Source organism: Gordonia sp. OPL2, assembly GCF_003797825.1.
Classification (GTDB): domain Bacteria; phylum Actinomycetota; class Actinomycetes; order Mycobacteriales; family Mycobacteriaceae; genus Gordonia.
Genome location: NZ_RKME01000007.1, coordinates 151,110 through 165,055 on the forward strand (window position 1 = coordinate 151,110; position 13,946 = coordinate 165,055).

Consider the following 13,946-nt stretch of genomic DNA (forward strand, 5'->3'; position numbering starts at 1 on the left):
GATGACAACGACGTGGCAAGCGTCGCCCGGAATCAAACTTTCCGATCCATTACCCACTCTGACCAGGGCTTTTTTTGAAAGTGCGTTCATCGCCGAGACGTATACCAAGGCAGATGCATTCCCTGGGTTCGTTCGGCTGTTTAACAAGAACGGGTACCAACTGATCGACGGCGGTGCACAAACCTACGCAGGCTGGACTGGCACGCGACGCCTCCGACTACAGTCGATCACCGAACACGATGGCATAGTTCGCGCAACGGTCTGCGACGACCGAGCCGGACTGTATCGGCAGAAGTTCGTCGGCAAGCCGCAGGAAGTTGTCATGCCGAAGAATCGATTTCGGTATGGACCCGGCAATCGTCCGTACATGGATGAACCCTACACGTGGTTCGTCGAGTTGTTCTCCGTGGACGGAGTGCGTCTAGGCCCAGCCGACCCCGCCATCGGAGATTCTCGAGCCCCCAATTGGGACGTCTTCCAAGGGTGGGATCTTGTTGATACCGGATGGGCCGAGTCGAACCAACCAGGAACCGCCTGCGACCAGTGGGCACACCAAAACTACCCTGGGCTCACTGACTCAGAATCTCCGCCATACCGCCTGTACCCCAATGGATTTCCTGATCCCGACTTTCAGACCACGTTGTCGCAGTCACCGGGTTGGACGCAGGTTGGTCAACCATAGATGGCTCGGCCGGCGCCGCGTACCTGCGCACTCGAGTGACCGATGAAACGGGCAGATACTGCTGACATTGCTTGTCGTGGTCACAATGTACGACTGCACCGGGCGAACGTCGCGACTGGGCCCGCCTCGGCGTCCCGCCGACGTCGTGAGCGCTCGCCGAGGTCCTCTCACAGTCCGTCGTCGCACCTGATGGATGCGGGCTCGATGCCGACGGATGTCTCTGGATCGCTGATACCCTGGGCAATCGCGTGATTCGGGTTCGCGAAGGAGGCGAAACCGTCGACCAGATCGATCTGGACACCGGGCGACCGAGGTGAACTCTTGAGTGCGATGGAGAGCGCACTAGGAAACGAGAAGCTGTTGGCATCGCTGCGGGCGGGTACCGGCACTGGAAACCACCAGGGAACAATGAATTTCGATCCCACTGACCCCGACAACTACGACGACATGATTCTGAACGGTTCGAGCTAGATGAAGTTGAAGTGCGGCGCAGCAGCGCTGGTCATCATGGCTTTGGCCACTGGGACCGCTTGTGCGACTCCGGATTCACCCGCTGAACAATCGCTCACGATCAGCTCGCGGACTGCACCCACTCCTGTCGCACCGCAGGATTACCGCTACCCCACCGACATCGCAGGTCCATACAATGTCGTCTGGTCAGCTGCCGACGGAATTGATCTGTACAGCAGACCTGCCGAACTCGCACGGGCTTATCTGGAGTCCTGTCAGCTATCTGTGTATGGGAGGAAGGCCACCTACCCCGGCGCTCTCAACGCCGCTCCACAGCCAAGCGTCGAGAACAGGATAGGTTGTCTCTACCCACCGAAAGGGCCTGAGGGTACGTTTCCCGCTCTCTTCGGCACCATGTACGCGCATATCGCGGAGATTCGGGCTTCGCACACAGAGGTGTCTGCACGCGGATGCTACCTGGGCAGCGGTAGAGCTGAGGTGGACACTTCGGAACCAGAGAGCGACTATCTCAGTGCCTACGAATTCAGCTTCACCGCCAAACTCCCTCCACAAGCGGTAGATCCGCGTGCGAACGTTCAACGCGAAGCCGCACCGGGAACAGGCACGCGTGCACCGCAGTTCGACGTGTTCTATCCGTGGAAGTTCGACGCAGTGCCATGGGCCGCAACCCGCACGCCCGAACCGCCCGTCAGCGAGCAACCCTGCACGATATGGGGAACAGGCATGCTCGATCAGATCCCGGCATACCGCGGCCAGAATCCTATTGCACCTGATGGTGATGTCGCACTGTTGATCCCGAAGCTGTTCGGCGATGAAGGATTTCCCACTCTGCCCCAATCGCCGGCGTGGCCCTCACCCTGACCGCTTGCAACCTGCCGACACAGCACCACGCCGACCCGGAGACAGAGCACATGGTTAAACACGAGCGCACATTCACCGGCGACTTCGACGAAGTCGTACGCGCAATCCACCGAGGCGTCGTCTCCGGTAGTTCGTCGGCGAGCTTCGAGGACTCGAGCGACCTCAACGTCGGTGACGTTCGTTGTTCGACAATGGTCTTCGAGCGCTACAGCATGGTCGGCGCCAACCGCCTGAGTCTCACAGTGACAGTGGTGGGACGCGAACGAGATCTTGGCCTCGCCGCCATCACGTCCGGCGGTAGCCAGGCGATCTTCTGGAAGGTCAACTCCTACGGCGAAGACGCGTTCCTGACGCAGTTCATCGGGCTCGTGAACACAATCGTCGAACGCCAGTCCGCCTGAGCCGCAACCTGGGCAAACAAAAGCGTCGGTTGAACCTAGGTGCCACTGCTCGTGTAGCTTCCGCCTCGTGGTGCATCCCGAGCGTTAGTCGTCTGGCACGAGATTGAACAGTGAACCCGAGGACAGTCGATTCACGGCGATGACACCACAGAACGATCCGTCGGCCGCGACTGCGTCGAGGGTGTCAGCAGCAGACGGTCGGCTCCGCCTGGACTCGCTCCTCACCGTCACGGCGCGGGGTTGATCTTCAGCTGGATGCCGATCGTTGGTGAGGGACGCTCGCAGCCACCGCCTGTTGACGACGACTGTCAGTGGGTCGCTTCGAGGCGAGGGCTTCTCGGGGTGGAAATCGGTGGTCACATCACGCCCGACCTACTGTTCGACCAGATGATCCACGATCGGCCACTCGGTTCCCCCGAGATGACCGAGAGGTTCCGGATCCAGCTCCTGTGGCGAGGTCGCGGCCATGCAATCGTTGGATAACGAGTAGGCTCAGCGACCGAACGCGCCGATTCAGACTCCCAACCGCCTCGCCACATCCGGTCCCCCGACCTCTCGAACAAAGTCACGATCGCCACACACGACGAGCTGATCTCGCGCTCGCGAAAGCCCCACGTACAAGCGCTCTCTCGACCGTTCACGAGGCTTGGACTCATTGAGCGCGAGCACAACGACACGTCGCTCGAGTCCTTTGAAACCGAGGACGTGACCGTAGAACACCTGATCAACATCCCAGAAGGTGTCCCAGTAGGACCTGTTGCCCTCGGCCTGACGCTCGACCTGCTCGGGATGACGGCTCCCCGTCGTCAGGAGTGCGATGTCCTCGGGCCGCCATCCCTCCTCGAGGAGGACGTCGATCTGGTCATCCGCCGCATCCTGTGCCTCCGTCGGGGCGCAGGCGACGAACCGCACTTCGGGACCCTCTCCGCCTTTCAGCTGCATGCCCTGTCCGACAAGCGGACTGAACGCAGTGGCGATCTGCCGCGTGTTGCGCAGGTTGTGATCGAGCACCAACGGGACCAGCGCTACAGGTGGCGAGCCCTGCCGGTCGAAGACTCGTTGTGACTCGTCACTGAAGACGTAGATGCCGCTGGTCTCCGGATCTCGTAGGCAGGTGAGCAGCCGCTTCCACCACTCGTCGGCGAAATCCTGCGCTTCGTCGACGACGATGGCGTCTAATCGGTGACCCGGATCAAGCCGCTCCGCCAGATCGAGCATCTGTCGTTAACCCGCGCTCCCAGAAGTCTCCTGTTCCTGATTGCGTTCTTGTTCTTCCGGTCTCTCGGCCTGCGTCCCGAGCAGTTCGGCTCAAAGTGGCACATGAGGTCAGGTTGCGGAAACGTAGCCTGACCTCATGGTATTTCGGGAGCTGCGACGAATTCTCTAGGATCGCTCCTTGTCGGGACGCTACCCGTGGCGGTGTCCCCGGCGAAGCTTCGTGAACTCGTTTCAGCCGCGCTCACTTCCCGGGCGGATGTGTGAGGCGTTTCACCACGGTCCAGAACCTCCCCGCCGCCCATGACCGCCTAGAACCCGCTGCACTTCCAGATCCACGTGCCTGACAACAGGAGGATTGTTGACTTCATGGGCTGGCAGAGATTGGGAAGCTGTTCCGGCGCAACGCCGGAGCCCTTACGCCCGACCTACTCTGCAGCACCTGCTGCCTTCTCGCGCAGCCATGCAACGTAGTCCGACCTGAACTGCCTGCTGGTCTTCGGGCGCCGGCCCGCATTGATGTCGCTGACGTACGTCGCCAGCTGTGCCGGGTTGCCGCCCGACCAGCCATGCGCGAGGGCCCACCCCTGCATGGCCTTGCCGTCCATCGGGATGCGAGCCGCTTTGAGCGCCAGCAGTGTTCCCACAACGTCGTCCTTCTCGTAACCGGCCTTGATCGTGTTGTTATGGTTGATCGACGAGGTGATATCTTTCAACGCCTCAACCACGACAGGATCAAGTGGTGGATCTAGCGTCTGCCATGGAGACCCATCACCGAGGATCACTGGCCGCGTCGCGGTGACCCACGGCCGTATCTCGTCGTCGTTCCAGGCGATGACGCACAGCGAGCGAATGCGCGGCGCTGAGCGCAGCAGTTCACCGATTCCGTCCATATCCGGCCACGCCATCAGCACCGGGCCGGTGCTGTGCAGGTACGACGACCCCCGGCCGGTCACGTGGGTGACATCGCTGTACCGGCGAACGAACCCGTCAAGGACCTCGCTATTGGCGAGGTTGGATTTCAATGACGTCCATACCGAGATCACTTCCCCTGCCTCGGCCTTGCCCGCAGACCATTCGATGGCGGCTGCCAACCCTTCGTCGTCGTAGCTAGCAACGGCCTTTGGGTAGTCAGTGGTCAGCTCGAACACGGTGCCTCCTCGGTTTCTGCGGCTGCCCCGGGATCAGGTACGAACGGTGGCCCTAGTCTCCCTCTGATTTCCGCTCGCATCTGTCCAGGTGACGACGCACTCGACGGCGTCCGGATCGCCCATTGCCAGGAGTAATGGGAATCGAGTCTCCTGTCCGGGGGGATGGTTCCGACCGGCCCCTCACCTCTATGGACTTGAAACAATGCACCCGCGGGCACGCCCTCAAAAGTGAAATCGACGTCTGACGCCGGACCCTTGGACATATTGTGGAGTATCAGCGACCACTTTCGCTGGATCTTGACGCGACCCTTGCTGTCGGTCTTTGGAAGTTCCCTAACCTCGACCCTGGGCCACACGCCCTCGGATGCGTCCGGTGCCGATTCCTCGCGCTTCGACGTCTCAACCGATTGCTGGAACTGGGCGGTTGCCCGACTCAGGAAGTTGTTGATGTGACCCATAAGATCGCCCTCGTGGGAGTACTCGAAGAGCAATGCCGACGTGCGTAGCTCCTTCAGGTAATCGTCGAGTCTGCGACGCTCGTCAAGTGCGCCCCCGCTCAGGGGAGGTCGTGGGGCGTTGCTCACGAGGACAGCGACCGACTTACCGGCCTTGACGAGAACGTCTATCTCCTCTGCCGTCCCCGACTTCGCCTCACCGGTCGGAGTGCCGAGTCGATCGAAGAACAGAGCGATGGCCAGATCGGATTCTTCGACGATCTGGTTGTTGAGGATGGCTTGCGGCCGTTCGCCGAACTCGGCCGCTGCGTGCTCGGTCCAGGAAACCGGAAGTACAGTGAGTCCGACTATGCGGCCGAGAGATAGGTTCCACTGGCTGATCGTCTTACGGACGATCGCCAGGTCGGCGGGTGGTACATCTCCTGGGGCCGATACGAGCAGGTGGAGGGCGAGAGTTGAGTACGCCATAAGGGTGGCGTACTCCTTCTTCATCGTGAGCCGTAGGTCCTGACCACAATTCTCGCAGCCGAGTCCAACATTCTGGCTCATTCCCCCTGTGGTTCATCCGTTCGGCCCCCATGCCATGTGGGGTGCACCCTGGATCAGCCAACACAACATCAGGTCGTCGCTGGGACCCGAGAACCCAGATCGAGCATCCCCCACACTGCTGCAAGCTGGCGGGCGTACGCACGAAAGGTGAAACATCACCGATCTGATGTCGTCCCAGTTCCTGCACCCGGCCGATAGAGTCACCGGCTAACGTCGTCGCTACGGGATGCACGCTCGCGGCTATGCGGAAGGAGATCGATGATGCCGGTGACCGCGGTTCGCGACATCCGCTTCACGTCGGCGATCTGCACTCCTGCCGAGGCGGCGACACTGGCCGAAATGCCGACAGGCACCGTTCGATCATGGACGCGGGCAGGAGTGAAGAGTAAGCCGATCGTCCACAGCGTCGAGGCCATCCGCAGTGGATGGCCGACACTTCCACTCGTGGGTGTCGTAGAGACCTGGTCGCTTCGTACGTTGCGGCGGTCGGGAGTACCGATGCAAAAGCTCCGCAGGGTGGCCGAGGGCCTGCAGTCCGAGTTCGACGATCCCTACGTTCTTGCACGCCCAGTGTTGTTCACTGACGGCATCGATCTATACCGCCGCGACCGTGGATATTTGTTCCGTGTCGAGGATGGACAGCAGCCCATCGAGGAGATCATCGCCGACTACCTTTCGCGGGTCGACCTTGACAATGACGATGACCCCACCGCCTTCCGAATACCCTTGACCGACGATGTGTCGTTGGTGATGGACCCGCGGTTCAATGCCGGTAGACCATCACTCCCCAGCTCTCGTGTCGCAGCCTTCGCCGTACTCGGATCTCTGGAGGCCGGTGAACCTACGCGCGACATCGCGGGCGACTACGGCATTAGCACGGAGGAGGTGAATGCGATCAATGAGCGCCGCCTCTGGATCTCGCGGTTCGCGTAACCGCCCCACCGTCCTGCTCGACAGATGTGTGCCCGAAGGCATCGGTCGAGCCCTCAATCACTTCGACATCGACTATGTGACTCTTGCCGACGCGTACGGCGCAGACCGCGCCCAGAACATCGACGATGTCGACTGGATCAAAGACAGTGCCGGCTACGGATGGATCGCGCTCACGCAGAACTTCAAAATCCCGCGTGTGGCCCACGAAGCAGATGCGATCCGCGACAGTGGCGCCCGGGTGTTGTGCTACCACCGTGCGAATCTCACCAAGGAAGCCAAAGCGCTGATCCTCGGGCGGCACATGCTCGCCGTGCGTCGTGTCATCGACCACCGTGGGGCGGCGTTCTGGCGCATCTCCACCAGGAACATCCTGCGAGACATCTGATTCGGCATTCGGAAACCACGACGCGAACTCTCCGAAATAATCCGATCCAACCTCTGATGCAACAGGCACTCCAAGACCGCAGGTGATCCCTCACTGGAGTAGTTGGTTATAGACGATGGTCCTGCGGGTTCTGTGGGTGCGACAGGCCTTTCCAAAAATCGGCGTGTTGCCTGTGGGGCTTCCACGAGCTTCGGAAGGATGTGCAATCCGGCCTTGCCGCGATCGACGATGTCATCGAGTGAGGCGATGACGTCGAGTACTGATCTGGGCTCGAACTGCCCAGCGATACGCTTGGCCTTGACTCGGACATTATTGGGGGTGGGCCCGGCATCGATGATCGAGTGGTTCCAGATTCGGCTGTGATGGGCGCAGCGGTTGCGCATGTAGACCAACGCCCGGACGCGGTACGCGAAACCTTTTCTGGCGACGCCGAGGCTGGTTGCTACCGCGTCTGCCAGGGAGCCCTGCGCGCCTCGTTCGATGCACTTCGATAGCGTCCCGAACGACCAGGCCTCGACGGCCGACCACACGGGTAGTTCGCCGAAGTCGGGCACTCGATCGCCGGGGACGACATACCGCAGGATATGGCGTTCCCGGCTTCGCTCGATGTCTCGCAGGCAGGACTCGACCGTCGGTTCGGAGCTATTGGCATCCGAGTAGAACTCGGCCCGCAAGTAGTGCCCGCATGGCCCATGGTCGTTGGCGATGACGTGTGCCGTGTGGGTGCGCAGGAGAAGTTCGGCGGTTGTGAGCTGCTCGGTGAGTGCTGAGCGCAGAACTTGGTCGCCATCGTAGAGCGCCCGGATCTGGTTGAGCGTGGTGCAGGGACGAAGTTGTCGTCGCCATGATGCGGCGCGATCTGGAAGTACCGCATGTAGCCCGAGAACCGGTAGTAGTTGTGGACAGACAGGAACTCGGCGCATTCACGCTCATCATCGATGTCGAGTCCGCGGCTGACAAGCAGGCTGACCTGCTCGTCCCACGACAACGACGGCTTCACTGCCTACCTCGGAAAGAAAGGCCCCTCCCATTTGAGCATCGCTGAGAGGCTTGGGAGGGGGTCGATTGCCACCAACGTAGCACCGCCGTCCGACAGTTGCCAATCCGGCTGCGGACCGTAGGGGCCGGCTATTCCACGCCGCGGCAGCTGCAACAGCCATGCTTGCCCTTGGCCCTGGACGTCGTGCAGACATTGGTGGCTTCAAGGCAACGCGTCGACGATCTTCATCGTCTCGACGGCGACAGTGGTGACCTTGCGTATGAGGTCGACGATGTAGGTCGGGTCGTCGTGCTCGTCGCACCAGTCGTTGGGGTCGTTGACGATCTTCGAGTCCTTGTCGGTCTTGACTTGGTATCGCTCGATGATCCAGCCGAGGGCAGTTCGTGAGCCGAGCAGGTAGCGTTCGGCCTCTTCCGGGATACCGCTGATGGTCACGTACGGGTTGTAGACGATTGTGGAGTGATCACTCTTGTTGCGCCACTTCATCTTCTGGACGCGCCAGGTGTCGGGATCATCCGCGTCGTGGCCCTTCTTCACCGAAACTTCCAGTGGGAACGGGTCGGCCTCTTCATAGTCGGCGTGCACAAACAGCAGTTGCCGGCCGGCGTTGGCGAAAGTGTCGAACTCGGCGCGAGACTCCGGTGTCGGGACGCGGGGCAGCATCTTCTTCAGGTCCGCGGCATAGGTGGCGCGGTAGGTGGGCGAATGCAGGAGCCCGTACACGAAGCAGAAGATGTCGTCCTTGCTTACGGCATCGCCGAGCTTCGACCTGTACAACGACTCGATCTCGTCGCTGATGTTGTCGACACGTTGGTAGCCCCAGTCATCCACCTCGTCCTCACCTGTCGAGAAATCCAGTGCTCCATCGGCAGCGCCGGGTTTGCGGTAGGTGTAGCGCGGGAAGAATTGTCCCGTATCCAGAGTGTGAAGGTACGGCAGACACTTGGTAGCAAACGGCGTGAACTCGAAGTGCGATGCTGGCGCCGTCAAGACGATCCCGATGTTCGCGTGATGTGGTGTCGGGAACATGGTTGGGAGTTGCGATCGTTCGTGGTTGAGGTATCTATCGAAGTAGACATGCTGTCGATCGAACGGACGGTACGTGCCAGTCGTGAACCATCCTGATCGCTCAATTACTCGACCTCGTGCGGCATGGGCGCGGAGGCTGCGCGCCCATTTGATCCGTGTTGGATCCGACGCCGCTGGCGAGGTCTTGAGGAAGTCGGTGACGGTCGCCTCTGTTGGCTTGGTGATGGCCCGTTCGGTGCAGTAGTTCTGGATGTCGCTGAGTGTCGCGTTGTAGTTGGTGATGAGCCGCTGAACGGATTCTTCGAGTGCGGTGCGACTGTAGTTGTACACCCAAGCATCACGGTTGGTTTGCAGCCCTGCGGAGAACGCGCGGAACACCGTGGTGTCATCTGGCGTCGCCTTCTTGTCCCCGATGGCGGGGTAGGTGCTGAAGGTGGCGTCGCGGTGGTTGATCCAGTCGCCTGCAGCGTTGGGGGTGATAGTGACCCAGTCGATGACCGGTAGCGGGTCGGTGTCGAGGATGCGGAGTTTGTCGTCGCGGGTAAGGTAGTCGCCGACATCGCGGTAGTGGATGGTGGCGGGACCGGTGTGGCTCGGGTCTTTGACCCCAATGAATATCGCGATCGTTGTCTGTGACCCGGCACCGAAAATCTGGCCGCCTTCGGCCTTCCAGTCGGGAGCCTTCATGTTTCCACGTAGGTTGTAGACGTAAATCGCGCTGTACTCGGCAGCGAACGTTAAGCGGACCCCGTCTGGTGTGTTTCCGTCAATCCAGCCTCCATTGGAGACAAAGGCGACGATGCCCTGGTCACCGATACGGTCCGTGGCCCAGCGAAAGGCGCGGTAGTAGGAGTCGTAGAGGCTGTTCTTGTTTCTCGCCGTCGATCGGGCGGCGTAGGTGGTCTTGATGTGACCGTCGAGGGTGGGGTACTTGATGTTGGCGTTGTTGTCGTTGGCACTGTCCTGGCCGACGGAGTAGGGCGGGTTGCCGATGATGACGTTGATCTTGGTGCCGAGCTGTCGGGTGATGCGGTCGTTGTTGGCCGGGAACATCTCGGCGTCCATGGTGTCATCGGCTTCGCTGATCTGAAAGGTGTCGGCGAGGACGATGCCGGGGAACGGCTGGTAGTCGGCGGTGTCGGCCTTGCCTACGAGGGCGTGGTAGGTGGCTTCGATGTTGACCGCGGCGACGTAGTAGGCGAGCAGCATGATCTCGTTGGCGTGTAGTTCCTGGGTGTATTTGCGCGCCAGATCATGGGGGGTAACCAAACCGGTCTGCATGAGCCTGGTGAGGAAGGTGCCGGTGCCGGTGAAGGGGTCGAGGATGTGCACGTTGTCGTCGGTCAGCCCTTTGCCGAAGTGCTCGCGGGAGACGGTGTCGGCGGCGTGCAGGATCCAGTCGACGACCTGGACCGGGGTGTAGACGATGCCGAGTTGGGTGGCCTGTTTGGCGAAACCGATCTTGAAGAAGCGTTCGTAGAGGTCGGCGATGATGCGTTGCTTGCCTTCGGCGCTGGTGACCTGGGAGGCGCGCAAGCGCACGGAGTCGTAGAAGGTGTCCAGGCTGGCGGTTTCGGATTCGAGCCCGCTATCACCGAGGGTGTCGATCATGCGTTGCATGACGATAGACACAGGATTGTGGGAGGCGAAGTCGTGTTCGCTGAACAGCGCGTCGAAAACGGGTTTGGTGATCAGGTGCTGGGAGAGCATGCTGATCGCGTCATCGGTGCTGATGCTGTCGTTGAGGTTGTCGCGCAGCCCGTCGACGAACTTGCCGAACTCGGCTTCGATTGTCGGATCGCCCTGGGCGAGAATTGCTTTGATGCGTGTTATTTGGGCAGCCGAGATGTCGGCGACGTCGTGGGCCCAGTCTTCCCAGTAGGTGCGGGTGCCGACCTTGTCGACGATGCGGGCGAAGATCGCCTGTCGCCACTGCGACAACGAGAACAGTGCCAGTTGGGAGGTGAAGTCGGCATCGGTAGTAGCGGACTGACCGTCGTCGGCGGGTCCGATCGTTTCGGTCTCGTCGGTGGCAGCGGGTCCGATGTGACCGCCCATCAGCGAATCGGTGCCGGTGCCGAGCTTCTTGACGTCGGCGGTGTTGAGGTTGATGGCGTTGACGTGGGCGTCGAATCGCTCGTCGTGGGATCGGAGCGCGTTGAGGACTTCCCAGACGACTTTGAATCTCTTGTTGTCCTGCAACGCTTCTGATGGGCTCATCTCAGCCGGCACGGCCACCGGAAGGATGATGTAGCCGTAGTCCTTGCCTTCGGACAGACGCATGACTCGGCCTACCGCTTGGACGACATCGACGATGGAGTTCCGGGGGTGCAGAAACAGCACGGCGTCGAGGGCGGGCACATCGACACCCTCGGACAGGCAGCGCGCGTTGGTGAGGATGCGGCATTCGCTGTCTGACAGCGGCGCGCTGATACCTTTGAGCCAGTTGATCCGCGAGGTGCGTTCCAGCGCGTTGTAGGTGCCGTCGACGTGCTCGACTGTGCAGTAGAGGTCGGTGTTGTTGGTGGCGGGGTCGTCACCGTCCTCGTCGTCGAGGGTGTCGCGGTAGGCGTCGACCACTGCGGGGAACATGCCGGCAACCGACTTCGACGATGCGATGTCTCGGGCGAACGCCACGGCACGACGCATCGGGTTCTCACCGGGCGAGAAGGTGGAGCCGTCGATGGCAGCTCCGGCGCGTTTGGCCAGCCCGTTCCAGCAGCCGACGATGCGGGTGGCGTCGTCGAGGCTCAGTTCGTTGTCGGGTCCGGCGAGCTGTTCCTGCATTGGGCCCGCGACCAGCGACTGGTCGACGGTCAGCACCAGGACCTTGTAGTCGGTGAGCAGCCCCTTCTCGACGGCCTCGCCGAACCCGAGGTGGTGAAACTCGGGTCCGAACAGTTCCTCGTTGTCCATGGACGCGACTTCGGCTGAGTGCTCTTCGGCCTTGTCCTTGAGCTTCTGGTCGTAGATGCGTGGGGTGGCCGTGAGGTACAGGCGTCGGGCCGATTTGAGGAAATCGGGGTCGTGAACTTTGACGAAGTTCGACTCATCCGCCCCGGTGAGGGTGACACCGGTGGTGCGGTGCGCCTCGTCGCAGAGCACCAGATCAAAGTCGGGCAGACCGTTGGCTTGGGCGTCGGAGACGACTGGTAGGGACTGGTAGGTGGTGAACACAACCGTCAGGCCATCACAGTCGTCGGCACTCGTGAGAGAAGCGGTCAGCTTCTTCGAGTCGGTGGTGACTGGGATAGCCACGTCGTAGGCGCGAGAGTCCTCGGCAGCTCGGGAGACCTTCTGGTCGGAGCAGACTGCGAACGCGCGCACCGGCATCGAGGCTTGCGCGGTCCACTCCCGCAATGTCTGGGACAGCAGCGAGATCGAGGGCACGCAGAAGACGATTCGTGCGCGTCCACCGTTTTCGGTGGCGGTGCGCTCGGCGATCTGGAGTGCCGTGAACGTCTTGCCGGTGCCGCAGGCCATGATCAGTTTGCCGCGATCATTGCCGGCGGCAAAGCCAACGAAGACCTTGTCGATCGCGCGCTGCTGATGGTCTTTCGGCTTGTGCCGGGTGAGCTGTTCCACACCGACAGTGAAGGTGTCGTCTGCCCACTCGATCTGCCAGTCAATCGGAGACTCGGCCAACACATCGAGTCCGATGCGCTGCACAGGTTTGGACTGGTCGTCCAACGCGTCTTCGGCGTTCTTGCCCCATCGGTCGGTGGTGGAAATGATGATCCCGCGAGTGAACGGGGCCTTGCCGAGGGCGGTGAAGTAGCTGTCGATGTCTCCCTTGGATAGTTGGTGTGCAGGCTCATAGAATTTGCACTGGATTGCCGTCATTTCGCCCGTCGCGCGGTCGCGGGCGACGAGGTCGATTCCCGTGTCAGGCTTGCCGTCGCGGCCGTCCCAGTCGATCCATCGGCACACAGACTCGTAGCGCTGTGCGAGCATCGGGTCCAGTTCGAAGTAGCGGACCATCAGCTTCTCGAACTTCGTCCCGCGCTCCGAGTTCGACGGCGCTTGCCTGAATGCGTCAATGACTTCGTGGATCGACCCCACAGTTGCGGCTCCCTCGGCTCGGCGATGACGAACTCATCTTGCCCTGCCCGTTGAGACGCACTCCGTCCGGCGCTCCGATCCTTGCCGATCGACCGAGCAACCGGGGGGTGAACAACCATCGCAATGCGCAAGGCCATGGCTCATGCCTCGCATCCGAGGTGAAGCTAGACCGTATCGAGTCCGACCTCATGGCCCGCTGGGCACGGGGCAGTCTCAACTTTGCGGTCGGTCTGACTCGGGCGGCGCTGCATGTCGGGTCACGGCACGTTTGTCACGACCGCGGTGGACTGGCGGCCCGCTGCCACAAAGCGGCGATCGGTGGTCGAGGGTCGATGGGCCACGTGCATGCGGTTTCTACGCCGGACCACCGTTACTGGTCCTCGACGAGCTTCGTTATCTACCGTCGCCCGCCGAGGCAGCGTCCGCCCTGTTTCGGGTTGTGGCGCAACGGTATTTGAAGATCTTGGTCGTGAACAACACCCACCGCAGGTCTCTGAATGGGAGAGGTTCTCGGCGACACCAATGTGGCCGCAGCCATGCTCGACCGGCTGCTTTACCGCTCAGCGGTACTCATAATTGACGGCGATTCCTACCGATTGCGAAACCACCACACCCCCCGATCAGAAAACCACCGCAATCCCGGCAGCTCGATGCGCCGGCCTCTACCCGTCTCGTGGCCATAGGTATCAGGAGCCCTTACTCGTCACCGCTACGCTGAACCTGGCACACCCGAACATGGGGAATTGCCTGAT

General features: G+C 61.3%; 7 protein-coding genes and 4 pseudogenes. 6 read left to right on the forward strand and 5 right to left on the reverse strand.

Translation table 11 applies throughout. The features are described 5' to 3' along the window. Positions 1 to 873 precede the first annotated feature (873 nt). The 3 genes and pseudogenes from EEB19_RS26875 to EEB19_RS09985 all read left to right on the forward strand — a co-directional run. Positions 874 to 999: pseudogene (locus EEB19_RS26875) on the forward strand (gluconolactonase); the annotation flags it as partial. A 631-nt stretch (positions 1,000 to 1,630) separates the two neighbouring features. Beyond that, a complete protein-coding gene (locus EEB19_RS26880) occupies positions 1,631 to 2,014 on the forward strand; it encodes a hypothetical protein (protein ID WP_262365554.1) in 384 nt (127 codons plus the stop codon). Further along, complete coding sequence (locus tag EEB19_RS09985) at positions 1,999 to 2,415, forward strand: DUF6054 family protein (RefSeq protein ID WP_262365555.1); 417 nt, start codon at positions 1,999 to 2,001, stop codon at positions 2,413 to 2,415. The genes EEB19_RS26880 and EEB19_RS09985 overlap by 16 nt, the downstream gene beginning before the upstream one ends. A gap of 513 nt (positions 2,416 to 2,928) precedes the next feature. Here the strand turns inward: EEB19_RS09985 and EEB19_RS09990 are convergent. From EEB19_RS09990 to EEB19_RS10000, 3 genes and pseudogenes are all read right to left on the reverse strand, one after another. Continuing rightward, positions 2,929 to 3,658, reverse strand: a pseudogene (locus EEB19_RS09990) (ATP-binding domain-containing protein); the annotation flags it as partial. Between the two features lie 400 nt (positions 3,659 to 4,058). After that, on the reverse strand, positions 4,059 to 4,781 hold the full coding sequence (locus EEB19_RS09995) for a hypothetical protein (protein ID WP_187585690.1): 723 nt from the start codon (positions 4,779 to 4,781) through the stop codon (positions 4,059 to 4,061). Then, positions 4,769 to 5,728: a hypothetical protein gene (locus EEB19_RS10000; RefSeq protein WP_187585692.1), complete on the reverse strand. Its 960-nt coding sequence runs from the start codon at positions 5,726 to 5,728 to the stop codon at positions 4,769 to 4,771. The genes EEB19_RS09995 and EEB19_RS10000 overlap by 13 nt, the downstream gene beginning before the upstream one ends. A 315-nt stretch (positions 5,729 to 6,043) precedes the next feature. Here EEB19_RS10000 and EEB19_RS10005 point away from each other — a divergent pair, with 315 nt between their 5' ends. Next, on the forward strand, positions 6,044 to 6,718 hold the full coding sequence (locus tag EEB19_RS10005) for a hypothetical protein (protein ID WP_187585694.1): 675 nt from the start codon (positions 6,044 to 6,046) through the stop codon (positions 6,716 to 6,718). Beyond that, complete coding sequence (locus EEB19_RS10010) at positions 6,684 to 7,103, forward strand: hypothetical protein (RefSeq protein WP_187585696.1); 420 nt, start codon at positions 6,684 to 6,686, stop codon at positions 7,101 to 7,103. Before EEB19_RS10005 ends, EEB19_RS10010 begins: the two co-directional genes overlap by 35 nt. A gap of 404 nt (positions 7,104 to 7,507) precedes the next feature. On the opposite strand, the pseudogene EEB19_RS26885 reads toward EEB19_RS10010, so the two are convergent. Continuing rightward, a pseudogene (locus EEB19_RS26885) lies at positions 7,508 to 8,026 on the reverse strand (Abi family protein); the annotation flags it as partial. Between the two features lie 278 nt (positions 8,027 to 8,304). Further along, on the reverse strand, positions 8,305 to 13,194 hold the full coding sequence (locus tag EEB19_RS10020) for a DEAD/DEAH box helicase (protein ID WP_187585698.1): 4,890 nt from the start codon (positions 13,192 to 13,194) through the stop codon (positions 8,305 to 8,307). A gap of 215 nt (positions 13,195 to 13,409) precedes the next feature. Between EEB19_RS10020 and EEB19_RS26725 the strand changes: the two are divergent. Next, positions 13,410 to 13,877: pseudogene (locus EEB19_RS26725) on the forward strand (ATP-binding protein); the annotation flags it as partial. Positions 13,878 to 13,946 lie beyond the last annotated feature (69 nt).